The sequence below is a fragment of the Duganella dendranthematis genome (genome assembly GCF_012849375.1).
Classification (GTDB): domain Bacteria; phylum Pseudomonadota; class Gammaproteobacteria; order Burkholderiales; family Burkholderiaceae_D; genus Rugamonas; species Rugamonas dendranthematis.
On record NZ_CP051684.1, the window covers coordinates 3,332,359 to 3,355,145 of the forward strand.

Below are 22,787 nucleotides of genomic sequence, written 5' to 3' on the forward strand. Positions count from 1 at the left end.
GTTATAGACAACTTTGTATACTTTAATTTTGGGCGAACACCTCGCGCGCCGCCGCCAGGCTGTTGAGGGCGGCGGGGAAGCCGGCGTAGACGGCCATCTGCATGATGGTTTCGACGATTTCTTCGCGGCTGACGCCGACATTCAGCGCGGCCTGCAGGTGCACCTTGAGTTGCGGTGCGGCGTTGCCCATGGCGGTCAGTGCGGCGACCACGGCGATTTCGCGGCTTTTCAGATCGAGTCCGGGGCGGGAGTAGATATCGCCGAACGGGAACTCGATCAGGTAGCGGGCAAAATCGGGCGCGATGTCCTGCAGGCTGTCGATCACGCGCTGGCCGGCGTCGCCGTCGATTTCACGCAGTTTTTCGAGGCCGCGCTGGTAGCGTTGGTTGGAGGTGTTCATCAGCATTTCCTTCAGTAGTAGAGGGTGAAGGCGACGCCCGGGATTGTTCCAGCCTGTGGTAATGCGCGATCTTTTCCTGCAAGGCTTGCGCAGATTGGCGCATCGCTTCGATGTCGGCGAGCACCTCGGTCAGGTGCTCTTCCAACAGCTGGCGACGGGCCGGTACGGTGGCGTCCCCGGCGCCGCGGAGATGGGCGAAGGTCTGCATTTTGCCGATTGGCATATGCGTCGTTCGCAACCGCAGCAGGAAAGCAATCCAGTCCATGTCGGAAGCTGCGTAGCGCCGCTGGCCACCGGCCGCGCGGGTGACCGGCGCGATCAGGCCGATACGCTCGTAGTAGCGCAGCGTGTAGGCTGTCAAGCCGGTGCGTTTGGCAACTTCGTCGATGCTGAGATGTGATTCCATGGGGACATCCTAAAAGTTAGAGCGCGCTCCAAGTCAAGCGAAAGCGTTTGCTGGCGAGGTATTGTGCGATGTGATGACGTAGGCGTGCAAGATAGGCACGTCGAAGAAGGTGACGTTGCGGAATTCCCTGAGGCCGTGTTCGATCTGTACTTCGGCCTGGAATTTTCGTAAGCCTTCGTCATCGGCGGGGATAATCACAATCCCTGAGAACTGGATGATTTCCTGTGCAGCAAATACTTTGTTCATGGGCTTTGCAACAATGCGCATGGAGTCCAGATCACTCCGGCCCATCCATTTTGCTGAGACGAGCACATCCCACAACCTGAGCGTGGTATCTGGCCGAAACAGTGCAAACAATTCAAATGGCCCGTGCTCATTTGAAATTTCCAATTCAATTTGCTTCATTTTTTCAACGAAATTTTTCATAGCTCCCCCATTAGCGATAAGACGGCATCCAGCATGGCTGCTGTTGCAATCTCATCGGCAAAGCCGACTTGGCGGTAGCGCACCTCGGGCTGCCAGGCTTTGACGGTTCCCCACTCCGCAAGGTGCTTGTCTTTAACAGTGGCCTCCAGTCCGCTCAATTTCAGCAACACCTCAAGATCATGGACCTTGAATGAGCGAAAACGTTCAAATTCTTTGTTTGTTGCTGGAAAATCCATCCAGTTCAAGGTTTTGCAAATCCGGGATTTGAGGGCCAGCTCCACGGAGTATCCTGCCAGGTAATATGCGCCGTCAAAACGGCCGGCGGCGCATAGTACCTGCGCGTCCTGCAAACGGGCGGCGGATATTTCTTCCAGATCGGAAATCGTCAGCACGAAAGCCTCCTGTTGGGCTACCGCTCATTCTGTTCCCGGCAAGCTGCCTCACCAAGCGTGCACTGGGATCTGACTGATCTGTATCAATACTTCTTGAAATTGGCCATCGAGGAGGGGCAGTCGATCTTGCTGGCGCCGCCGCTTTTGCCGGCGGGGTTGCCGACCGCGCCGGTCATCGAGCAGGAGGTTTTGCCGCGGATGGTTTCGGTGTAGTAGGTGGTGCCGTCCGGCGATTCGTAGACGCCGCGCGAGTCTTCGCCGGTGCCGACGTAGGCGTCGGCGATTTCGGTGATCACGCGGCCGAAAGGCTTGTCGTTGCCGAAGTCCGGTACCGCCGGCGCGTCGCGCAGTTCGCGGTCGATTTTGCCCAGGTCTTTTTTGAGCTTGTCGATGTCCACCGGATCGGCCATGGCGGCGCCGGCGATCAGCAAGAGAAGTAGGGGAGTACGCATGCTGTCATTATGCGCCTGTCGCGTTGCGCCGCGCCGCCATGCCGATGTAAAACCACGCAAAAAAATCCCCACGAGGCTGACGCCTGGTGGGGATGTTTCGAAGGCTTTTAGCTTAGCCGGCCAGCTTTGCTTTCAGCAGTTCGGTCAATTGCGCCGGGTTGGCTTTGCCGCGCGACGCTTTCATCGCCTGGCCAATCAGCGCGTTGATCGCCGCTTCTTTACCAGCGCGGTATTGTTCGACCGACTTGGCGTTGTTGGCCAGTACCTCGTCGACGATGGCTTCCAGCGCGCCGGTGTCGGAGATCTGCTTCAAGCCTTTCGATTCGATCAGTGCGTCGACCAGATTGTCGTCGTCCGATTTGGCCGCCCACATATCGCCAAACAGTTCCTTGGCGGTCTTGTTGTTGATGGTGCCGTCGGCGATCCGCTTGATCATCAGCGCCAGTTGCGCCGGCTTGACCGGCGCGTCGGCGATGTCCACGCCTTCGCGGTTTACGGTCGAGGCGACGTCGCCCATCAGCCAGTTGGCGGCGGCCTTGGCGTTGTCCTTGCCGGCGGCGTCCACCACGGCGACGAAGTAGTTGGCCATGGCTTTCGACTGGGTCAGCACCAGCGAGTCATATTCCGGCAGCGCGTATTCGCTGACGAAGCGCGCGCGCATGGCGGCCGGCAGTTCCGGCATCGCGCCTTTGACTTGCTCGATCCAGGCGTTGGAGATGACCAGCGGCGGCAGGTCCGGATCAGGGAAGTAGCGGTAATCCTGGGCGTCTTCCTTGCTGCGCATTTCGCGTGTCTCTTTGCGGTCCGGATCGTACAGGCGGGTGGCTTGCACCACTTTGCCGCCGTCTTCAATCAGCTCGATCTGGCGGCGCACTTCCACGTGCACAGCTTCTTCGATGAAGCGGAACGAGTTCAGGTTTTTGATTTCGCAGCGGGTGCCGAATTCGGTCTGGCCTTTCGGACGCACGGACACGTTGATATCGCAACGGAACGAGCCTTCCTGCATATTGCCGTCGCAGACACCCAGCCACATCACCAGCGAGTGCAGCGCCTTGCAGTAGGCGACTGCTTCCGCGGCGCTGCGCAGTTCCGGCTCCGAGACGATCTCCAGCAGCGGCGTGCCGGCGCGATTCAGGTCGATGCCCGACATGCCGGCATAGTCTTCGTGCAGCGATTTGCCGGCGTCTTCTTCCAGGTGCGCGCGCGTCAGGTTGACGGTCTTGGTGACGAATTCGCCGTCCTTCTCGTAGCCGAAGGTGACCGCGCCGCCGATGACCACCGGGTCTTCGAATTGGCTGATCTGGTAGCCCTTCGGCAGGTCCGGGTAGAAGTAGTTTTTGCGGGCGAAGATCGAGGCCGGCGCGATCTTGGCGCCAACCGCCAGGCCGAAGCGGATCGCGCGATCCACCGCCTGCTTGTTCATGACCGGCAGCACGCCAGGCAGCGCCAGGTCGACCGGGCTGGCTTGCGTGTTAGGCTCGGCGCCGAACGTGGTCGGCGAGCCGCTGAAGATTTTTGATGCGGTAGTGAGCTGTACGTGGTTCTCAATACCGATGACGACTTCCCATTCCATATGATTCTCGCTATTCGTGTTCTTAAATGCCGGCCGGAGCGCGGGTGTGCCAGTCGGTGGCTTGCTGGTAGGCGTGGGCCACGTTGAGCAGCTTGGCTTCACCAAAGTGCTTGCCGATGATCTGCAGGCCGACCGGTCGGTTCTTGGCGCCGAAGCCCACTGGAATCGACATGCCAGGCAGACCGGCCAGGCTGGTCGACAGCGTGTAGATGTCGGCCAGGTAGGCGGCCACCGGATCGTCCGACTTGTCGCCCAGATCCCAGGCCACGGTTGGCGCTACTGGTCCCATGATGACGTCGCACACGGCGTCCGGGCCGTTCAGCACCTTCTCGAAATCCTGCGCGATCAGGCGGCGGATTTTTTGCGCCTTCAGGTAGTAGGCGTCGTAGTAGCCGTGGCACAGCACATAGGTGCCGACCATGATGCGGCGTTTGACTTCGGCGCCAAAGCCTTCGGCGCGGGTCTTGCGGTACATGTCCTGCAGGTCCTTGTAGCCGTCGGCGCGGTGGCCGAAACGCACACCGTCAAAGCGCGACAGGTTGGACGAGGCTTCCGCCGGAGCGATCATGTAGTAGGCCGGGATCGACAGCGCGGTATTCGGCAGCGAGATATCCACCAGAGTCGCGCCCAGCTCCACGTACTTGGCCAGCGCGGCGCGCACGGCGTCTTCCACGTCCTTGGCCAGGCCCTCGCCAAAGTATTCCTTCGGCACGCCGATGCGCAGGCCAGTCAGCGGCTGGCCCAGTTCGCGGGTGAAGTCTTCGTCCACGCCGCCCAGTTCCGGCGTCAGCGAGGTCGAGTCACGTTCGTCGAAGCCGGCCATGGCGTTGAGCAGCAGCGCGCAGTCTTCGGCGGTTTGCGCCATCGGGCCGCCCTGGTCCAGCGACGAGGCGAAGGCGATCATGCCGAAGCGCGATACGCGGCCGTAGGTCGGCTTGATGCCGGTGATGCCGCAGAAGGCGGCCGGCTGACGGATCGAGCCGCCGGTGTCGGTACCGGTGACGCCCGGCGCCAGGCGCGCGGCCACGGCGGCGGCCGAACCGCCCGACGAGCCGCCCGGTACGGCGGTTTTGTCCCACGGATTTTTCACCGCGCCGAAGGCCGAGTTCTCATTGGCCGAGCCCATGGCGAATTCGTCGCAATTGAGCTTGCCCAGCGTGACCATGCCGGCCGCGCGGAACTTCTCCACCACGGTGGCGTCGAATGGGCTGACGTAATTGGCCAGCATCTTGGAGCCGGCGGTCGAACGCCAGCCGGTGGTGACGAAGATATCCTTGTGGGCGATCGGCACGCCGGTCAGCGGAGTGGCGGTGCCGGCGGCGATGCGGGCATCGGCTTCGGCCGCTTGCGCCAGGGTCAGCGCGCGGTCGACGTGCAGGAAGGCGTTCAGGTCGCTCTGCTCGATGCGGTCGAGGAAGTGGGTGGCCACTTCGGTGGCGGACACCGCTTTGCTTTGCAGGAGGGCGGACAGCTCTTTAATGGTTTTGGTGTGCATGGCGTTTCAGTTTCATTCGTTACAGCGTCGTCCCTGCGGAAGCGGGGACCCATAGAACGCTGGCTCAGCATGGATTCCCGCGCAGGCGGGAACGACATCGTGTCAGTCGATCACTTTCGGCACCAGGTACAAACCGTCCTGGGTCTTGGGGGCGACCGTTTGATAGGCGTCGCGGCGATTTGGTTCGTTGGCGACGTCGTCGCGCAGGCGCAGCGCGATGTTGTTCATGTGGGCGGCCAGCGGATGGCTCAGCGGCGCGACGCCGTCGGTGTCGACCGCCTGCATCTGTTCGGCCAGCGCAAAGATGCCGTTCAGCTGCTCCAGCGCGGTGGCGCTTTGCGCTTCGCTCATCTCAAGTTGGGCCAGTTTGGCAATGCGGGTTACGTCGGATAGGGTCAGGGACATGGCGCGGTTAATTGTGATATTGATAAAAAACTTGAAATTCTGCCTATTCGCCAGCAACCACCGGCGAATGCCGCCTAATTCGCGGTCTCTGGCACCACACTTTTGGGTGGATTTTGGATAAATCGCAGTCAAATTATAAGGTAGAATGGCGGGTTGATGCGTTGTCGGCGCTGAATGATTGCTGCCGCCGCATTTCGGACAGAATTTTTTACTCAACGGATTACGCGCACACCGGTAGCGCCACAGGACACTTTAATGTTTGGTTTTTTACGTCGTTACATTTCCTCCGACCTGGCCATTGACTTGGGCACGGCCAATACCCTGATCTACGTTCGCGGCCAAGGCATCGTCCTTGATGAACCTTCGGTTGTCGCCATCCGCCAGGAAGGCGGCCCAAACGGCAAGAAAACGATCCAGGCAGTTGGTAAAGAAGCAAAACAAATGCTGGGCAAGGTGCCTGGCAATATCGAGGCGATCCGCCCGATGAAAGACGGCGTAATCGCCGACTTCACCGTCACCGAACAGATGCTGAAGCAGTTCATCCGCATGGTGCACGACTCCAAATTCTTCCGTCCTTCGCCGCGCATCATCATTTGCGTGCCGTGCGGCTCGACCCAGGTGGAGCGCCGCGCGATCCGCGAATCGGCGCTGGGCGCCGGCGCCTCGCAGGTGTACCTGATTGAAGAGCCGATGGCCGCCGCAATCGGCGCCGGCCTGCCGGTCTCGGACGCCACCGGCTCGATGGTGGTCGACATCGGCGGCGGCACCACCGAGGTGGGCATCATCTCGCTGGGCGGCATGGTCTACAAAGGTTCGGTGCGCGTGGGCGGCGACAAGTTCGACGAAGCCATCGTCAACTACATCCGTCGTAATTACGGCATGCTGATCGGCGAACAGACTGCGGAAGCGATCAAGAAGGCCATCGGTTCGGCCTTCCCGGGTTCGGAAGTCAAGGAAATGGAAGTCAAGGGCCGCAACCTGTCCGAAGGCATCCCGCGTTCGTTCACGATTTCGTCCAACGAGATCCTGGAAGCGCTGACCGACCCGCTGAACAACATCGTGTCGGCCGTGAAGAACGCGCTGGAACAGACCCCGCCGGAACTGGGCGCCGACATCGCCGAAAAAGGCATGATGCTGACCGGTGGTGGCGCGCTGCTGCGCGATCTGGATCGCCTGCTGATGGAAGAAACCGGCCTGCCGGTGCTGGTGGCGGAAGATCCGCTGACCTGCGTGGTGCGCGGTTCGGGCATGGCGCTGGAGCGCATGGACCAACTGGGCTCGATCTTCTCCTACGAATGATCTGAATAAAACGGGGCCGCCACAAAGCGGCCCCGGTGCTTTACGGTGAGTTGACAGTCTCGTTGGCGCGCGCGCGCCGGATTATTTGGAAGTCATGGAATACAGTCCTCCGCCACTTTTCAAGCAAGGCGCTTCGGCGCGGGTCAAGATGACGGTGTTCGCGTGCATATCGATTGCACTGCTGCTGGTCGACTCGCACATGCGCAGTCTGGAAACAGTGCGTTACTATGCCGGCGCGGTGCTGTCGCCGGTGCAGAAGGTGGCCTTGCTGCCGCGCGACGCCATCTACGGCGTCGGTGATTATTTCTCTACTTTGTCGTCGCTGGAAAAGCAGGTACGCGAATTGAAGACGCAGCAGATCGTCAATTCGCAGGCCTTGCAGCAGGCGCGCCTGCAGTCGGCGGAAAACGCCCAGCTGCGCAAGCTGATGGACGCGCGTGAGCGCCTGCCGGTCAAGTCGCAACTGGCCGAGGTGTTGTACGACGCGCGCGACGCCAACAGCCGCAAGATCATTCTCGATCGCGGTACCCATCATGATGTGGCGCTTGGCCTGCCGGTGATCGATAACCAGGGCGTGGTCGGTCAGGTCACGCGCGTGTTCCCTTTTACTTCGGAAGTGACGCTGCTGTCCGATAAGGAGCAGGCGATTCCGGTGCAGCTGCTGCGCAATGGCTTGCGCTCCGTGGCCTATGGGCGTGGCAAGTCGGGCAATCTGGAATTGCGGTTTACCGCACCGAATGCGGATATTCAGGTGGGCGATGTCGTTGTCACTTCGGGCCTGGATGGTGTGTATCCGGCCGGGCTGGCGGTGGCGCGCGTGACGCAGGTGGAAAACAGCGCCGGCGGTTCGTTCGGCGGCGTGATCTGCCAGCCGCTGGCGGGCATCACCAACAACACGCAGCTGCTGATTCTGATGTCGACGCCGGACATGCCTGCGCGGCCGCCGGAAGAAGTCGAACGCGCACCGCGCAAACACAATAACAAGATGGCGCCGATCAAAGACGCGCCGAAAGAGGGCGAGGGCCAGCCGGCTGCCGCAGGTGCCAATGGCGCCGCTGCGGCCACGCCGGCGCCAAACGGCGCAGCAGGGCTGTTCCCGGTCATGCCGCCACCGAAACCTGTTGTCGCTCCCGCCGCCGACGCCACCGCGCCAGGCACGGCGCCCGCTGCTGCATCGCCAGCCGCCGGCACCGGCGCTACGCCAGCCGGTGCGCCTGCCAACGCCGCTGCACAAGGCGCGCAGCGCGCCGCAGCCATGTCGCCCGCCGGCACAACGGCGACCGCGCCTGCTGCGGCGGGAGCGCGTCCAGCTGCGGCGCCGGCGAATACGACCGCCACGCCAGCTGCTGCGCGCGCGACAGCGCCTGCCGCCGCCCGCACCGTCACGCCGGCTGCCGCTACCCAACCTAAGGAGCCGGCACGATGAATCGTCCGCACTACATCCTGCTGCCGGTCAGCCCGATATTTATCGCCTTCAGCCTGTTCTGCGCTTTCCTGCTGAATCTCCTGCCATGGGGCCAGTTCGTCGGCGTGCCGGACTTCGTCGCGCTGCTGCTGGTGTTCTGGGGCGTGCACCAGCCGCGCAAGGTCGGCATCGGCACCGCCTTCTTCCTCGGCCTGATGATGGACGTCCACGACTCCACCCTGCTGGGCGAGAACGCGCTGGCCTACACGCTGTTGTCCTACTTCGCCATCATGCTGCATCGCCGGGTGCTGTGGTTCCCGATCTGGACCCAGGCCATCCACGTCTTCCCGCTGCTGGTGATGGCGCAAACGGTGCAGCTGCTGGTGCGCTTCTGCGTGTCCGGCAAAACGCCGGGCTGGTTCTACTTCGTTGAAAGCATGATCGCCGTCGTCCTGTGGCCAGTGGTCACCTGGATGCTGCTGGCGCCGCAGCGCCGCGCGGTCGACCGCGATCACACGCGCCCCATCTGACGCAGCGGTTCCGGCATGACTGAAATTAAGGACAACCAGCGCGAACTCCAGCAGTTCCGCCTGCGCCTGACGGTGCTGGGCGGGATGGTGTTCTTCTGCTTCGCGTTGCTGCTGCTGCGCTTTGTCTGGCTGCAGATCGTCAAATACAGCGATTTCGCCGTCAAGGCCGAAGAGAACCGCATCGCCATCGTTCCCATCGTGCCGAACCGCGGCCTGATTTTGGACCGCAACGGCGCGGTCCTGGCGCGCAACTACTCGGCCTTCACGCTGGAGATCACGCCGTCCAAGCTGGCCGGCACGCTGGACGAAACCATCGACGAGCTGTCGAAACTGGTCAGCGTCGACATCAAGGACCGCAAGCGCTTCAAGAAGCTGCTGGACGAATCGAAGGGCTTCGAGAGCGTGCCGCTGCGCACCCGCCTGACCGAAGAAGAAGTGGCCCGCTTCAGCGCCCAGCGCTTCCGCTTCCCCGGCGTGGAAGTCCAGGCGCGCCTGTTCCGCCAGTACCCGCTGGGCGAAACCGCTTCCCACGTGATCGGCTTCATCGGCCGCATCAACCAGTCCGAGGTCAAGGCCATCGAGGGCACCGACGACGGCCCTAACTACAAGGGCACCGACCATATCGGCAAAGAGGGCCTGGAAAAGAGCTACGAGAAGCAGCTCCATGGCCAGACTGGTTACGAGGAAGTGGAAGTGTCGGCTGGCGGCCGCGCCATCCGCACGCTGTCGCGCACGCCCGCCACGCCGGGCAATAACCTGATCCTGTCGATCGACATCGAACTGCAAAAGGTGGTGGAGGAAGCCTTTGGCGAATGGCGCGGCGCGTTCGTCGCCATCGAGCCGGAGACCGGCGACATCCTGGCCTACGTCTCGCGCCCTGGTTATGACCCCAATTTGTTCGTCGACGGCATCGACGCGCAAAGCTGGAACGACCTGAATACCTCGCTGGACCGGCCTATGGTCAACCGGCCGCTGTCCGGCACCTATGCGCCGGGTTCCACCTTCAAACCTTTCATGGCGCTGGCCGCGCTGGAACTGGGCAAGCGCAATCCAGCCACCGCGTATCCCGATCCTGGCTTCTTCTACCTCGGCGGCCACAAATTCCGCGACGATAAAGTCGGCGGCCACGGTAACGTCGATCTGCGCCGCTCGATCATCGTGTCCTGCAATACCTACTACTACCAGCTGGGTAACGACATGGGGATCGACGCCATCACCACGTTCATGCAGCCGTTCGGCTTTGGCCAGAAGACCGGCATCGACCTCGATAACGAAAAGACCGGCGTGCTGCCGTCCAAGGAATGGAAGCGCAGCCGCTTCAAGGGCAACGCCGGACGCTGGGTCGGCGGTGACACCATCTCGGTCAGCAACGGTTCGGGCTACAACTCGTACACGCCGCTGCAGATCGCCCACGCCATGGCCAACCTGGCCAACGACGGCGTGGTGATGAAGCCGCACCTGGTCAAGATCGTGGAAGACGGCGCCACCCGCGCGCGCAAGCTGACCGTGCCGAAGGAAAGCTACCGCATTCCGCTGAAGCAGGAAAACATCGACATCATCAAGAGCGCGATGGTGGGCGTGAACAGCGAAGCAGGGGGCACCGCGTTCCGCGCCTTCACCAACGCCGGCTATACCTCGGGCGGCAAGACCGGTACCGCGCAGGTGGTGGGCATCAAGGCCAATGAGAAGTACAACAAGTCGGCGCTGGCCGAACGCCTGCGCGACAACGCGCTGTACACCGCGTTTGCGCCGGCCGACAAGCCGAAGATCGTCATCGCCATGGTGGTGGAAAATGCCGGCTGGGGTGCGGAGATCGCCGCGCCGATCGCCCGCAAGGCGCTCGACTTCTACCTGCTGGGCAAGCGCCCGACCGACAAGGAAACTACCAAGGTGCCGAAGGAAGACGCGGCCGAAATCGTGCCGATCGAAGATCCGGAGGCTGCCGAAGCCGCAGCTGCCGCTGCCGAATCGCGCCGTGAGCCGGCGCCGACTCCAGCACCGCCGCCAACGCCAGCCGCCACGCCGGCGCCGCAGCCGCTCGCGCCGGCGCGCAAGAAACAATAAGGACCAGTACATCATGCGCATCCATGAGAGACGTTCGCTGTGGCGTCGAATGCGACCATACTTCACCGTCTTCGACGGCCCGCTGACCATTATCATCATGATGCTGCTGACGGTCAGCCTGGTGACGCTGTACTCGGCCAGCATCGGCATCCCCGGTAAAATGGAAGACCAGGTGCGCAACATCTTCCTGTCGTTCTTCATCATGTGGGTGGTGGCGAATATTTCGCCGCAGATGATGATGCGGATCGCGGTGCCGGCCTACGCCATCGGCGTGTTCCTGCTGGTGTGCGTGGCGCTGTTCGGCACCATCAAGCTGGGGGCGCGGCGCTGGCTGCACGTCGGCATCGACATCCAGCCGTCCGAATTCATGAAGATCGTCATGCCGCTGATGCTGGCGTGGTTCTTCCAGAGCCGCTCCGGCCACCTGACCTGGCAATCGTATGCGATTGCCGCGCTGCTGTTGGCGGTGCCGGTCGGCCTGATCGTCCGCCAGCCTGACCTGGGCACGGCGCTGCTGGTAGTGGCGGCCGGCTTCTGCGTGATCTTTTTGGCGGGCCTGGCGTGGAAGGCGTTGATTGGGCTGATCGTGGCCGGGGCGGCGGCGCTGCCGATTATCTGGTCGGTGCTGCACGACTACCAGCGCGAACGCGTGATGACGCTGATCGATCCCACCACCGATCCGCTGGGCAAAGGCTTCCACATCATCCAGTCCACCATCGCGGTGGGCTCGGGCGGCATTACCGGCAAGGGCTGGACCCATGGCACGCAGGCCCACCTAGAATTCATCCCGGAGCGCACCACCGACTTTATCTTCGCCGTGTACTCGGAGGAGTTTGGCCTGGTCGGTAACCTGATCCTGATGGTGCTGTATCTGCTGCTGATCGGCCGTGGCCTGATGATCGCCGGGAACGCGCCCAACTTCTTTACCCGCCTGCTGGCCGGCGCGATCACCATGATTTACTTCACCTACGCCTTCGTCAACATGGGCATGGTCAGCGGCATCCTGCCGGTGGTGGGCGTGCCGCTGCCGTTCATGAGCTACGGCGGCACTGCGCTGCTGACGCTGGGCCTGGGCGGCGGCATCTTGATGAGCATACAGCGGCACCGCAAACTGGTGCAGACCTGATGGGCCTTGCGGGCGGACGTCCGTGGTGGCAGCGCCTGCGGCCCTACGTGATGGTGTTTGATGCGCCGCTGGCGTTGATCATCGTGGCGCTGCTGTCGGTCGGCCTGGTCACGTTGTACTCGGCCGGCATCGCCATTCCCGGCAAGGTGTGGGACCAGCTGCGCAATATCGCGGCTGCGGTGCTGGTGCTGTGGTTCGTGGCGAACATCCCGCCGCAGATGATGATGCGGCTGGCCGTGCCGGCCTACGTGATCGGCGTGGCGCTGCTGGTGGCGGTGGCGCTGTTTGGCGTGATCAAGGGCGGCTCGCGCCGTTGGCTGTATGTCGGCACGCAGATCCAGCCGTCCGAATTGATGAAGATCGCCATGCCGCTGATGCTGGCCTGGTTCTTCCAGCGCGAGCAAGGCCATGTCAGTTGGCGCACTTACGTCATGGCCGCCGTGCTGCTGGCGATACCGGCCGGCCTGATTGCGCGCCAGCCGGATCTGGGCACGGCGATGCTGGTGACCATGGCCGGCGCCTGCGTGATCTTCCTCGGCGGCCTGTCGTGGAAAGCGCTGGGCGCCTTGTTCGCCGCTGGCGCGGCGTCGTTGCCGGTGCTGTGGACTTTCATGCACGATTACCAGCGCGACCGCGTGCTGACGCTGATCGATCCCTATCACGACCCGCTGGGCAAGGGCTTCCATATCATCCAGTCGATGATCGCCATCGGCTCCGGCGGCGTGACCGGCAAGGGCTGGACCCACGGCACCCAGGCTCACCTGGAATTCATCCCCGAACGCACCACCGACTTTATTTTCGCTGTGTTTTCCGAGGAGTTTGGACTGCTCGGGATTCTGGTGCTGATGGTGCTGTACCTGCTGCTGATCTGGCGTGGCTTGAGCATCACACTGAACGCGCCGACGCTGTTCACGCGCCTGCTGGCCGGCGCCATCACCATGATTTACTTTACCTACGCCTTCGTCAACATGGGCATGGTGAGCGGCATCATCCCGGTGGTGGGCGTGCCGCTGCCGTTCATGAGTTACGGCGGCACCGCGCTGATGACGCTCGGCCTGGGCGGCGGCATTTTGATGAGCATCCAGCGCCATAGCCGAGAGGTCAGGGGATGACCGAGTTCAAAGACACCGAAGTCGAGATGCGCGAGTTCCGCCTGCGCGTGACAACGCTGGGCGGGCTGGTATTCCTGTGCTTCGTGCTGTTGCTGGCGCGCTTCGTCTGGCTGCAGATCGTCAAGCACAATGACTTCGCCGTGAAGGCGGAAGAGAACCGCATTTCGCTGCTGCCAATAGTGCCGAATCGTGGTCTGATTTTGGACCGCAACGGCGTGGTCCTGGCGCGCAACTACTCGGCCTATACGCTGGAGATTACGCCGTCCAAGCTGGAAGCGCCGCTGGATGACACTATTGCCGAGCTGTCCAAGCTGGTGGAGGTTGAGGTCAAAGACCGCCGCCGCTTCAAGAAGCTGATGGACGACTCCAAAGGTTTTGAGAGCGTGCCGCTACGCACCCACCTCACCGACGAAGAAGTCGCCCGCTTCAGTGCGCAGCACTTCCGCTTTCCCGGCGTCGAAGTGCAGGCGCGCCTGTTCCGTCAATATCCGCTGGGCGAAAGCGCTTCGCACGTCATCGGCTACATCGGCCGCGTAAGCCGTGCCGAAGCCGATGCGCTGGACGACAGCGACGATGCCGCCAACTATCGCGGCACCGACCATATCGGCAAAGAGGGGCTGGAGAAAAGCTACGAGAAGCTATTACATGGCCAGGCCGGCTTCGAGGAAGTGGAGAAGACGTCCGGCGGCCGCGCCGTGCGCACCTTGTCGCGCACGCCGGCCAAGGCGGGCAGCAACCTGATACTGTCGATCGACATCGAACTGCAAAAAATCGTGGAGGAAGCTTTCGGCGACCGTCGCGGCGCACTGGTGGCGATTGAGCCGGAAACCGGCGACGTGCTGGCCTTCGTCTCGCGGCCCGGCTACGATCCGAACCTGTTTGTGGACGGCATCGACACGCAAAGCTGGGACGAATTGAATACCTCGGCGGACAAACCGATGGTCAACCGCCCGCTGTCCGGCACCTACGCGCCGGGTTCCACCTTTAAACCATTCATGGCGCTGGCGGCGCTGGAACTGGGCAAGCGCACGCCGTCGCAGGTGACCTATGATCCTGGTTACTTCATGCTGGGTGGGCATCGCTTTAACGACGACGTGGCGGGCGGGCATGGCTCGGTCGACATGCGCAAGTCCATCATCGTGTCCTGCAATACCTACTACTACTCGCTCGGTCATGACATGGGCATCAACGCCATCCACGACTTCATGCAGCCGTTTGGCTTTGGCCAGCAGACCGGCATCGACCTCGATAACGAAAAGACCGGCGCGCTGCCATCGCCGGAGTGGAAGGCCAGGCGCTTCAAAGGTGCGGCGGGACGCTGGGTCGGTGGTGATACTATCTCGGTCAGCAATGGTTCGGGCCTGAATGCTTACACGCCGTTACAGATCGCGCACGCCGTGGCCAATCTGGCAAACAATGGCGTGGTGATGAAGCCGCACCTGGTGAAGATCGTTGAAGACAGCACGACCCACGCCCGCAAGTTGACGGTGGCGCAGCAGAGCTATCGGATTCCGCTCAAGCAGGAAAACATCGACTTTATCAAGAACGCGATGGTGGGTGTGACCAGCGAGCCGGGTGGCACGGCGTATCGCGTATTTGCCAACGCCGGCTACACAGTGGGCGGCAAGACCGGCACCGCGCAGGTCATCACGATTAAAAAAGGCGAGAAGTACAACGCCGCCAGACTGGCCGAACGCCTGCGCGACAATGCGCTGTTCACCGCTTTTGCGCCGGTGGACAAGCCGCGCATCGTGCTGGCCATGGTGGTGGAAAACGCGGGGCATGGTGGCGAAGCCGCCGCGCCGATCGCGCGCAAAGCGCTGGATTATTACCTGCTGGGCAAACGTCCGGCGGAGAAGGACAAGAACAAAGTGGAAAAACAAGATACGGAGAACGGCGATGCGCCTGCAACGTAACCATCTCCTGCATCTGACGGCGATGGCATCCGCGCTGGTGCTGGTCGGCTGCGGCACGGCGCCGGTGGCGACCGAGCGCACGCCACGCCCAGTGCAGTCGCAAGGCCCGGTGATCAAGGCGCCGTCCACCACCAAGCCCGATCCGACGCTGCCGGTGCTGCCGCCGGCGAACTCGGGACGCGGCGGCTACTATCAGGACGATGGCCCAGGCGACGCGCCGCCACCCAATCTGATGGATACGCCGGATGCCGACGTTCGTAACGACCCGCTGCTGCCGCGCTCCAACCGTCCTTACGTCGTCTTTGGCAAAACCTATACGCCGATCACCGACGATCAGCCGTTCACTCAGATTGGTGTCGGCAGCTGGTACGGCAAGAAATTCCATGGCCAGCGCACGTCGTCCGGTGAACTGTACGATATGTACAAGATGACGGCTGCGCATCCGACGCTACCGATTCCTTCTTACGCGCGCTTGACCAATATGGTCAGCGGCGCGGCGGTGATTGTGAGGATTAACGATCGTGGGCCGTTCCACGCCAGCCGCGCCATCGACGTCTCGTACACGGCGGCGCTGAAGCTTGGCCTGCTGGGCAAGGGCAGTCATGAACTGAAGATTGAGCGCATCCTGCCGGAAGAAGTCGACCGCATACTGGCCACGCGCGAAGGTCTGTCCGGCAGTACCAAGCCGCGCCTGACGCCAACCGCCAAGACCTCGTTACCATCGACGCAGCAACCATCCGCGCCGGTGGCGCCGACGCCGAGCGTGACCGCCAAGATGATCGATACGCCGCTGGTGCTGACGCCGTCCGCGCCGGGCGGTTCGCCGGTGCCGGTGAGCGCTGCGCCGAAAGACATCGAGTCGCTGATGTTGACCGAGCGCGCGCCTAACGCCGATGCCGCGCCGGCGGTGGCGGGCGGTTTCTACTTGCAGCTGGGCGCTTACTCGCGTGCGGAAAACGCCGAGGTAATACGCGGCAAGCTGGCCGGAAAATTGAATGGACTGGACGTGGTACAGAGCGGATCGGTGTATCGCCTGTATGGCGGTCCGTTCGCGACTCGCCAGGAAGCGCTGCAGGCGGCACAAGGGCTGCCGCCGTCACTGGGCATCAAGCCTATTGTGGTTCAACGATAACCAGCAGCGCTGATCTATTTGCAGTTGTGGACTTCCGCGTTCGGGAAGCCGGTGCGGATCTTTTCCAGTTTGGCTTTCAGGTCCGCATCCACATCGCGGAACTGGAAAGCCAGCAGCTTGCTGCCGCTCAAGCGCGGCGCCACGCGTGCGGTACGTACGCCTTGCTTCATCAGCGCCGCCAGCTGGTTCTGCGCCGCGTTATCGGTCTTGAACACACCCAGCGAAATCCCCCAGCGCAGCGGCGAGTTGTCGGAGATGACGTAGTAGTTGGTGACGCCGAGCGAGCGCAGTTCGCCGGCTTTCTTGTCAGCGCCTTCCTTGTTGCCCTGAGACGGAATATAAACGATATAGCTCGATACCTCGGTGCCCGGCAGGTTGTGGCGCGACTGGCGGTCGCCCAGGTCCAGCGTCGCCAGCTGCGCTTCGAAGCGGCGCGCGTCGGCCAGCACGAAGCTGGCGATTTCCACGCAGGCCTGCACTGGCGCCGGCGCCGGCTTGGCGTCGTTCACCGCAGCGGCGGTGCTGGCGACGGCCTTGTTGGCCTGGTCGGCCGAGATGATGGCCAGCTTGCCGGCGTTGAGCTGATTGAGCAGGCGCTCCGGTTCATGCTCGTTGCCGCTGAAGTGACCCAGATAGCCGCGTCCATACGCAAACAGCGCGGCGTTCACGGCAAGCAGGGACCAGAAAATAAACTTCAGCACAAGACGTTCCTTATTCAGCGCTGCCGGTGGTGGCATGCAAGCCAATCAGCACAATGTTTTCGACGATACGGTACGGTACTTTGAGCATTGGCGCAATGTAGGGCGCGGCGCCGCCGGAGATGATGCACTGCGCCGCCTGGTGCGCGGCACAGGCATGTTCGATGGCGCCGCTCTGCGCGGCCAGGATGCCGCTCAGGATGGCGTCGTCGGTATTGTCGGCGAATCCCTCCGGCAGCTTACCGTCTTGCGCGATCTGCGGCAACTGCGCGGTGTTGCGCGCCAGCGCGCTGGCCATCAGGCCCAGTCCCGGCAGGATCATCCCGCCGAGGAACACGCCGTCCGCCGTGACGGCGTCGATGGTGGTGGCGGTGCCGCAGTTGACCACGATGACCGGCATGCCCGGCGCCAGCCGGTGGCCGGCGATAGCGGCGGCGAAACGGTCGCAGCCCAGTTGCGCCGGATTGCGATAGCCGTTGGTGATGCCGGCCAGCGCCGGCAGCGATTCAAACCATTCCGGCTGCACATCCGGCAGGCAGCGTTGCAGCACATATTCCACCTGCACGCGCAGCGCGTTGCCGGCCACGTTGGCGATCAGGATGCGGCTGACGCCATAGGTGGCGGCGGCTTCGCACCAGGCCAGCTCCAGCAGCGGCATGTCGGCGTGGGTGGCGGCGCCGTGGGTGATCCACGCGCCCAGTTCTGCGCCGGCATCGGCCAGCGCCCATTTGACGCGGGTGTTGCCGGCGTCGATCAATAACATCATGGTTGTATTCCGCTCAGTTGAGTTCCGATTAAGCGCAGCGATACATCGCCGGAAAGGATTTCCACGCGGCCGGCATCGGTGTCCAGCAGCAGGCGGCCGATGTCGTCGACGCCCGCGGCGCGGCCCTGCTGCAGCACGGCGCCGTCGTCCAGCAACACCACGTCCTTGCCCTGCCAGGCGTGCAGCGCGTTCCAGCGCTCGACAAATGGGGCGAAGCCGGTATCGTCAAATTCCGCCAGCACGGCGGCCAGGCGGCTGAGCAGGGCGGCCATCAACTGGTTGCGGTCCATTTGCGCCAGCCATGGCGCGCTGGCCACTTCGCGGCCGATCTGCGCTTCCAGTTCGTCCGGCATCAGCAGGTTGATGCCGCAGCCGATGACGGCCCAGATGGCGTCGTCGGTCTTCTGGGTTTCGACCAGGATGCCGGCCAGCTTGGCGCCGTCGCGCAGCAGGTCGTTCGGCCATTTGATTTGCACCGGCACGCCGAGCGAGGCGATGGTTTCGGCCAGCGCCACGCCGACTGCCATCGGCAGGCCGGACATCTTGTGCAGCGGGCCTTTGAACGGCCAGGCCAGCGAAAACATCAACGCGGCGCCCGGCTTGGACAGCCACGAACGGCCGGCGCGGCCACGGCCCGCAGTCTGGTTTTCGGCGATGCGCAGCAGCGGGCCTGGCAAGGTACCCAACGTGCCGATACGCGCCAGCAGGTCGGCGTTGGTGGAGCCGGTTTCGGCCACCACTTCGATCGCCACATGGGTGGCGGAGGTGGCGCAATGCGCGGTGATGGCGGCGGAGGACAAATTGTTCATGATGCTTTGCGGGGTTTGTGCGGCGCTTTGCTGAAGGCCCAGTCGTAGACGGTGTTGGGCAGCATGCGCAGCACTTTGGCGACGACGCCCATCTGCCACGGAATCACGGCGTAGCTGTCGCCGGCGGCGATGACCTGCGCGGCGCGCGCGGCGAATTTTTCGGGCGCCATCAGGAACGGCATCGGATACGGATTCACCTGCGTCATCGGCGTGTCGATGTAGCCGGGGCACAGGGTGACCACGCGGATGCCGTGTGGCTTCATCTCCAGCCGCAGCGATTCGCAGTAGCTGATGACGGCGGCCTTGGAGGCGCTGTACGCTTCGGCGCCGGGCAGGCCGCGTATGCCGGCCACGCTGCCGATGCCGACCAGCCGGCCCGGCGTAGCTTGCGCGCGCATGGTGGCGATGAACGGCGCGAAGGTAGCGGCGGTGGCCACTACGTTGGTGGCGATGATGTCGGCGAAGACCGCAATGTCTTCCGCATATTCAGTCAGCGTGCCGACTGATATGCCGGCGTTGGCGATCACCACGTCGACGCCGCTGGCGTGCGCGAGGAAAGCCTGTGCTGCTTCGTTAATGGCGGCATGGTCGCGCACATCCACCGCGTAGGCGCGGTGGCGTTCTGCATGGGGGAGGGAGGCGATCAAGGCGGCGAGACTGTCGCCACGCCGGGCCAGCAGGCCCAGGGTGGCGCCTTGCGCCGCGTACTGGCGGGCCAGCGCGGCGCCAAGGCCGCTGGACGCGCCGGTGATGAAGACGCGCAAAGGCGTCATGCTTACTTCTTCTCTGCTTTGGCTTTGGCGACCAGCACGTCCAGCACTTGCGTTGCGGCCTGATTCAGTTGCTCTTCGCTGGCGGCGTTGGCATCGGCCATCGACGGCGCGGTGATGTATTTGCCGTCCACCACCAGGTAGGGCCAGAACTCGACGTTGTAGGCGTCCATCATCGACAGCGCCTTGCGCAGGTGGCCGGCGACGCCGAAGCCGCGATAGGTGTCGATGAACTTCTGCTTGTCCACGCCCTGTTTGGCGACGAAGTCGAACACCTGCTCATCGCGGTTCAGGCGATTGTGGTTGACGTGGATTTCGTTGAAGGCCTTCGCGTGCAGCTCCGGCGTCAGCACGCCCATGGCTTGCAGCGTGTAGAACATTTTTTCCTGCGGCTGGTCGGTGCCCTGGCGGCCGATGTGCACGCGTTTGAAGACGATGTTGTCGCCCTGTTTTTTCACCCAGGCGTTGAGCGGGGCGTCAAAGCCGGCGCAGTGCGGGCACGCGTAGTCGAAGAATTCGATGACTTCGACTTTCTTGCCGGTGTCCACCGGCTGCGGGGTGGGCAGCACTTTGTATTCGGCGCCGAGTTTTGGATCGGTTGGCGAAGCGGATGCGGTCAACGCCACGGCGCTCAGGGTGACTGCGGTCAGGATGAACTTCAGGAATCGCATTGTTACTCCTCTTATTTCTGGTTACGTACGACGGCGACATCGACGCCGCTTTCGGACAGTTTGCTACGTGCCTTGTTCATCGCTTCCACCTGGTTGTAAGGGCCGATGCGCACGCGGTGCAACACGCCGGTGTCGGTGGAACGGTCCGAGATGTTGGCTTCAAAACCCAGCAAGGCCAGTTTGGCGCGGGTGTTTTCGGCGTCGGCCACTTCGCGGAAGGCGCCGGCTTGCAGGTAGTAGATGAATTTGTCGTCACCACCGGCATCGGCAGCGGCGGCAGCTTTGGCGGCCGGCTGTGGCGCCACGTTGGCGGCGTTAGGCGCGGCCGGTTTGGCCGGCGTGCCCTGAATCTTGTCGACCACGGCTTGCAGCTGGTCGGCCGCATGCGGCGCCGGCGCGGCTGGCGCCGGAGCAGGGGCGGCCGGCGCTGCCGGTTGCTGATCCTTGGCCAGGTCCTTGGCCGCTTCGCGCGCCGCGTCCTTGTTGCCGTACATAGGCTTGTTAGGATCGGCGACTTGTCCCGCAGTCGGTTCCGTTGCTTTGCTTGGATGGCCTTTGTCCGTGAACGGCGTCGAGCCCTTGGTGATCATGAGCGCCACCACCACCGCGATACTCAGGCCGATGACCAGGCCGATGACGATGCCGATGAAGGTGTTGCCCTGCTGTTGCAAACGTGGCGTGAAGCCGGAACGGAAATTCATTGTGCGGGATGTCCTTCGCAATTACATTTTATTGGGAGCCGAGACGCCGATCAGCGCCAGGCCGTTGCGCAGCACCTGGCGGGTAGCGACCATCAGCGCGATACGCGCCGCCTTCAGCGCTTCGTCGTCGACCAGCACGCGCTCGGCGAAGTAGAAGCTGTGCAGGTTGGCGGCCAGGTCGCGCAGGTAGAACGCGATCTGGTGCGGCCCCAGTTCCGCCTGCGCGCGCGCCAGCGTTTCCGGATACGCGGCCAGCGTCGCCAGCAGCGTCGCTTCGGTCGGCGCGGTCAGCGGCGACAGGTCGACGTTGGCCAGATCGGCTTCGTTACCAGTCCACTGTTCCAGCATGCGGCAGATACGCGCGTGGGCGTACTGCACGTAGTAGACCGGATTCTCGTCCGAGGTTTTCAGCGCGACGTCGACGTCGAACACGAATTCGGTGTCGGCTTTGCGTGAAATCAGGAAGAAGCGCACGGCGTCGCGGCCTTTGGTGATGTCGCCGCCGCCCGACCATTCGATCAGGTCACGCACGGTAACGTAGGAGCCGGCGCGCTTGGAGATCTTCACCTCTTCGCCGCCCTTCATCACGGTGACCATCTTGTGCAGCACGTAGTCCGGGAATCCTTGCGGGATGCCCAGGTTGACGGCCTGCAGGCCGGCGCGCACGCGGGCGATGGTGCCGTGGTGGTCGGAGCCCTGGACGTTGATGGCCTGGTTAAAGCCGCGCTGGAATTTGACGATGTGGTAGGCCACGTCCGGCACGAAGTAGGTGTAGGTGCCGTCCTTCTTGCGCATCACACGGTTCTTGTCGTCGCCGTAGTCTTCGGTGCGCAGCCACAGCGCGCCTTCTTCTTCGTAGGTCTTGCCGGAGTTGTTGAGCATCTCGACGGCGGCGTCGACTTTGCCGTCGGCGTACAGCGAGGATTCGAGGTAGTAGTTGTCGAACTTGACGCCGAAGGCTTGCAGGTCGATGTCCTGCTCATTGCGCAGGTAGGTCACGGCGAAGGCGCGGATCGATTCGATGTCGTCGATGTCGCCCGAGGCGGTGGCCGGCGAACCGTCGGAGGCCGAGACGGTTTTCTTGAGCAGGAAGTCGGCGGCGATGTCGGCGATGTAGTCGCCGTTGTAGGCCGATTCCGGCCAGGCGGCGTCGCCCGGCTTGTGGCCGCGCAGGCGTGCCTGCACCGAGTTGGCCAGGGTCTGGATCTGCACGCCGGCGTCGTTGTAGTAGAACTCGCGGGTGACGTCGTAACCTTGTGAGACGAACAGCGACGACAGCGCATCACCCAGCGCCGCCTGACGGCCGTGGCCCACGTGCAGCGGGCCGGTCGGGTTGGCGGAGACGAATTCGATGATGACTTTTTTGCCGCTGCCGGCCTGGGCGGCGCCGAACTGCGCGCCCTGCGCCAGCACGGTCTTGACCACGGCCTGCTTGGCGGCGGCGCTGACGCGCAGGTTGATGAAGCCGGGGCCGGCGATGTCGGCGCTGTCGATCAGGCCTTGACGGGCCGGATCGGCCAGCAGCGCGTCAACCAGTTTGGTGGCCAGTTCGCGCGGGTTCATTTTCAGCTGCTTGGCCAATTGCATGGCGATGTTGCAGGCGACGTCGCCGTGCGACGGATCGCGCGGGCGCTCCAGCACTACGTTGGCAGTGACGTCGGTGCCGGCCAGGATCGGGGCGAGGGCGGCCTGGAACAGGGCCGTGATATCTTGTTTTTGTTGGGCTAGCATGCGCTTAAAAATTCATCAGATAGTGGAAACGGCGGGCGCAGCGGCGCCGGCCAAACAGCGGTAATTATACTGTGTTGACCGGCCTGACGGGCGGAGTGTGAGGCAGCAAGGTGTTGCTAATGAATAAACCTTGCCACGGAAAAGGCGATCGTGCCGACCACGGCGGACAACGTGACGGCGGTGCCGATAAACCATTTGATCAGCCGCGTCTCCATTTGCGCCATCTTGATCTCCAGGTTGTGGTCGCCTGCAGTGATCGTTTCATGCAACCTCGCAATGTCTTCTTTGGTCGCATAGTTGGATTTGACGACTGCAAGATCCACTTCCACAACGCCCAGCCGTGTTTCCACGCTAGTCAGGCGTGTTATCACTTCTGACAGGCGTGTTTTCACGTCTGTCAGTTGCGCCTCCACACCGCCTGGTCTTGTCAGGACCGCATCGTCAGTGGATGGTTCGGGTTTTGGTTGCGTCGCCATCCGCCGATCATACGCCCGCCGGCAGCGGTACG

The 22,787-nt window shown here is 62.9% G+C and carries 24 protein-coding genes; 8 read left to right on the forward strand and 16 right to left on the reverse strand.

Annotated elements, in window-relative coordinates; all coding sequences use genetic code 11:
• Nucleotides 1–22: 22 nt before the first annotated feature.
• The 8 genes from HH213_RS15155 to gatC form a co-directional block, all read right to left on the reverse strand.
• Nucleotides 23–400 (reverse strand): carboxymuconolactone decarboxylase family protein, encoded by a 378-nt coding sequence (locus HH213_RS15155; protein ID WP_169112768.1) that lies wholly within the window; start codon nucleotides 398–400, stop codon nucleotides 23–25.
• Complete coding sequence (locus tag HH213_RS15160; protein WP_169112769.1) at nucleotides 351–806, reverse strand: MerR family transcriptional regulator; 456 nt, start codon at nucleotides 804–806, stop codon at nucleotides 351–353. Before HH213_RS15160 ends, HH213_RS15155 begins: the two co-directional genes overlap by 50 nt.
• A 33-nt stretch (nucleotides 807–839) precedes the next feature.
• Nucleotides 840–1,232: a hypothetical protein gene (locus HH213_RS15165; protein WP_169112770.1), complete on the reverse strand. Its 393-nt coding sequence runs from the start codon at nucleotides 1,230–1,232 to the stop codon at nucleotides 840–842.
• Nucleotides 1,229–1,624, reverse strand: coding sequence for a DNA-binding protein (locus HH213_RS15170; RefSeq protein WP_110847482.1), 396 nt, complete (start codon nucleotides 1,622–1,624; stop codon nucleotides 1,229–1,231). The genes HH213_RS15165 and HH213_RS15170 overlap by 4 nt, the downstream gene beginning before the upstream one ends.
• 83 nt (nucleotides 1,625–1,707) lie before the next feature.
• Nucleotides 1,708–2,076: a hypothetical protein gene (locus tag HH213_RS15175; protein WP_146235924.1), complete on the reverse strand. Its 369-nt coding sequence runs from the start codon at nucleotides 2,074–2,076 to the stop codon at nucleotides 1,708–1,710.
• A gap of 112 nt (nucleotides 2,077–2,188) precedes the next feature.
• Nucleotides 2,189–3,649: an Asp-tRNA(Asn)/Glu-tRNA(Gln) amidotransferase subunit GatB gene (gene gatB, locus HH213_RS15180; RefSeq protein WP_110847480.1), complete on the reverse strand. Its 1,461-nt coding sequence runs from the start codon at nucleotides 3,647–3,649 to the stop codon at nucleotides 2,189–2,191.
• A 22-nt stretch (nucleotides 3,650–3,671) separates the two neighbouring features.
• Nucleotides 3,672–5,144 carry an Asp-tRNA(Asn)/Glu-tRNA(Gln) amidotransferase subunit GatA gene (gene gatA / locus HH213_RS15185; protein WP_169112771.1) on the reverse strand — a complete coding sequence of 491 codons (1,473 nt, stop codon included), beginning with the start codon at nucleotides 5,142–5,144 and terminating at the stop codon, nucleotides 3,672–3,674.
• A 102-nt stretch (nucleotides 5,145–5,246) separates the two neighbouring features.
• Nucleotides 5,247–5,549, reverse strand: coding sequence for an Asp-tRNA(Asn)/Glu-tRNA(Gln) amidotransferase subunit GatC (gene gatC / locus HH213_RS15190; protein WP_110847557.1), 303 nt, complete (start codon nucleotides 5,547–5,549; stop codon nucleotides 5,247–5,249).
• 255 nt (nucleotides 5,550–5,804) lie between these two features.
• Between gatC and HH213_RS15195 the strand changes: the two genes are divergently transcribed.
• From HH213_RS15195 to HH213_RS15230, 8 genes are all read left to right on the forward strand, one after another.
• Nucleotides 5,805–6,848, forward strand: coding sequence for a rod shape-determining protein (locus HH213_RS15195; protein WP_072789105.1), 1,044 nt, complete (start codon nucleotides 5,805–5,807; stop codon nucleotides 6,846–6,848).
• A 94-nt stretch (nucleotides 6,849–6,942) separates the two neighbouring features.
• Entirely contained in the window at nucleotides 6,943–8,274 is a 1,332-nt protein-coding gene (mreC, locus tag HH213_RS15200; protein ID WP_217363439.1) for a rod shape-determining protein MreC, read from the forward strand.
• On the forward strand, nucleotides 8,271–8,783 hold the full coding sequence (mreD, locus tag HH213_RS15205) for a rod shape-determining protein MreD (protein WP_110847477.1): 513 nt from the start codon (nucleotides 8,271–8,273) through the stop codon (nucleotides 8,781–8,783). The genes mreC and mreD overlap by 4 nt, the downstream gene beginning before the upstream one ends.
• A 15-nt stretch (nucleotides 8,784–8,798) precedes the next feature.
• On the forward strand, nucleotides 8,799–10,847 hold the full coding sequence (mrdA, locus tag HH213_RS15210; RefSeq protein WP_110847476.1) for a penicillin-binding protein 2: 2,049 nt from the start codon (nucleotides 8,799–8,801) through the stop codon (nucleotides 10,845–10,847).
• A 13-nt stretch (nucleotides 10,848–10,860) separates the two neighbouring features.
• Nucleotides 10,861–11,973, forward strand: a complete 1,113-nt coding sequence (gene rodA / locus HH213_RS15215) for a rod shape-determining protein RodA (protein WP_110847475.1) — start codon at nucleotides 10,861–10,863, stop codon at nucleotides 11,971–11,973.
• A complete protein-coding gene (gene rodA / locus HH213_RS15220) occupies nucleotides 11,973–13,085 on the forward strand; it encodes a rod shape-determining protein RodA (protein WP_110847474.1) in 1,113 nt (370 codons plus the stop codon). The genes rodA (HH213_RS15215) and rodA (HH213_RS15220) overlap by 1 nt, the downstream gene beginning before the upstream one ends.
• Entirely contained in the window at nucleotides 13,082–15,001 is a 1,920-nt protein-coding gene (gene mrdA, locus HH213_RS15225) for a penicillin-binding protein 2 (protein ID WP_169112772.1), read from the forward strand. Before rodA (HH213_RS15220) ends, mrdA (HH213_RS15225) begins: the two co-directional genes overlap by 4 nt.
• Nucleotides 14,985–16,133: a septal ring lytic transglycosylase RlpA family protein gene (locus HH213_RS15230; RefSeq protein WP_169112773.1), complete on the forward strand. Its 1,149-nt coding sequence runs from the start codon at nucleotides 14,985–14,987 to the stop codon at nucleotides 16,131–16,133. The genes mrdA (HH213_RS15225) and HH213_RS15230 overlap by 17 nt, the downstream gene beginning before the upstream one ends.
• A 14-nt stretch (nucleotides 16,134–16,147) precedes the next feature.
• Here HH213_RS15230 and HH213_RS15235 read toward each other — a convergent pair whose 3' ends face one another.
• The 8 genes from HH213_RS15235 to HH213_RS15270 all read right to left on the reverse strand — a co-directional run bounded on the left by HH213_RS15235 (nucleotide 16,148) and on the right by HH213_RS15270 (nucleotide 22,755).
• Entirely contained in the window at nucleotides 16,148–16,834 is a 687-nt protein-coding gene (locus HH213_RS15235; RefSeq protein WP_169112774.1) for an SPOR domain-containing protein, read from the reverse strand.
• Between the two features lie 10 nt (nucleotides 16,835–16,844).
• Complete coding sequence (locus HH213_RS15240) at nucleotides 16,845–17,597, reverse strand: type III pantothenate kinase (protein ID WP_169112775.1); 753 nt, start codon at nucleotides 17,595–17,597, stop codon at nucleotides 16,845–16,847.
• Entirely contained in the window at nucleotides 17,594–18,406 is an 813-nt protein-coding gene (locus HH213_RS15245) for a biotin--[acetyl-CoA-carboxylase] ligase (RefSeq protein ID WP_169112776.1), read from the reverse strand. Before HH213_RS15245 ends, HH213_RS15240 begins: the two co-directional genes overlap by 4 nt.
• Nucleotides 18,403–19,179 (reverse strand): SDR family oxidoreductase, encoded by a 777-nt coding sequence (locus tag HH213_RS15250; protein ID WP_169112777.1) that lies wholly within the window; start codon nucleotides 19,177–19,179, stop codon nucleotides 18,403–18,405. The genes HH213_RS15245 and HH213_RS15250 overlap by 4 nt, the downstream gene beginning before the upstream one ends.
• 2 nt (nucleotides 19,180–19,181) lie before the next feature.
• Complete coding sequence (locus HH213_RS15255) at nucleotides 19,182–19,847, reverse strand: thiol:disulfide interchange protein DsbA/DsbL (RefSeq protein WP_110847467.1); 666 nt, start codon at nucleotides 19,845–19,847, stop codon at nucleotides 19,182–19,184.
• Between the two features lie 11 nt (nucleotides 19,848–19,858).
• Nucleotides 19,859–20,548 (reverse strand): SPOR domain-containing protein, encoded by a 690-nt coding sequence (locus HH213_RS15260; RefSeq protein WP_169112778.1) that lies wholly within the window; start codon nucleotides 20,546–20,548, stop codon nucleotides 19,859–19,861.
• 21 nt (nucleotides 20,549–20,569) lie between these two features.
• A complete protein-coding gene (argS, locus tag HH213_RS15265; protein WP_110847465.1) occupies nucleotides 20,570–22,279 on the reverse strand; it encodes an arginine--tRNA ligase in 1,710 nt (569 codons plus the stop codon).
• A 116-nt stretch (nucleotides 22,280–22,395) separates the two neighbouring features.
• On the reverse strand, nucleotides 22,396–22,755 hold the full coding sequence (locus HH213_RS15270; RefSeq protein WP_169112779.1) for a hypothetical protein: 360 nt from the start codon (nucleotides 22,753–22,755) through the stop codon (nucleotides 22,396–22,398).
• Nucleotides 22,756–22,787 lie beyond the last annotated feature (32 nt).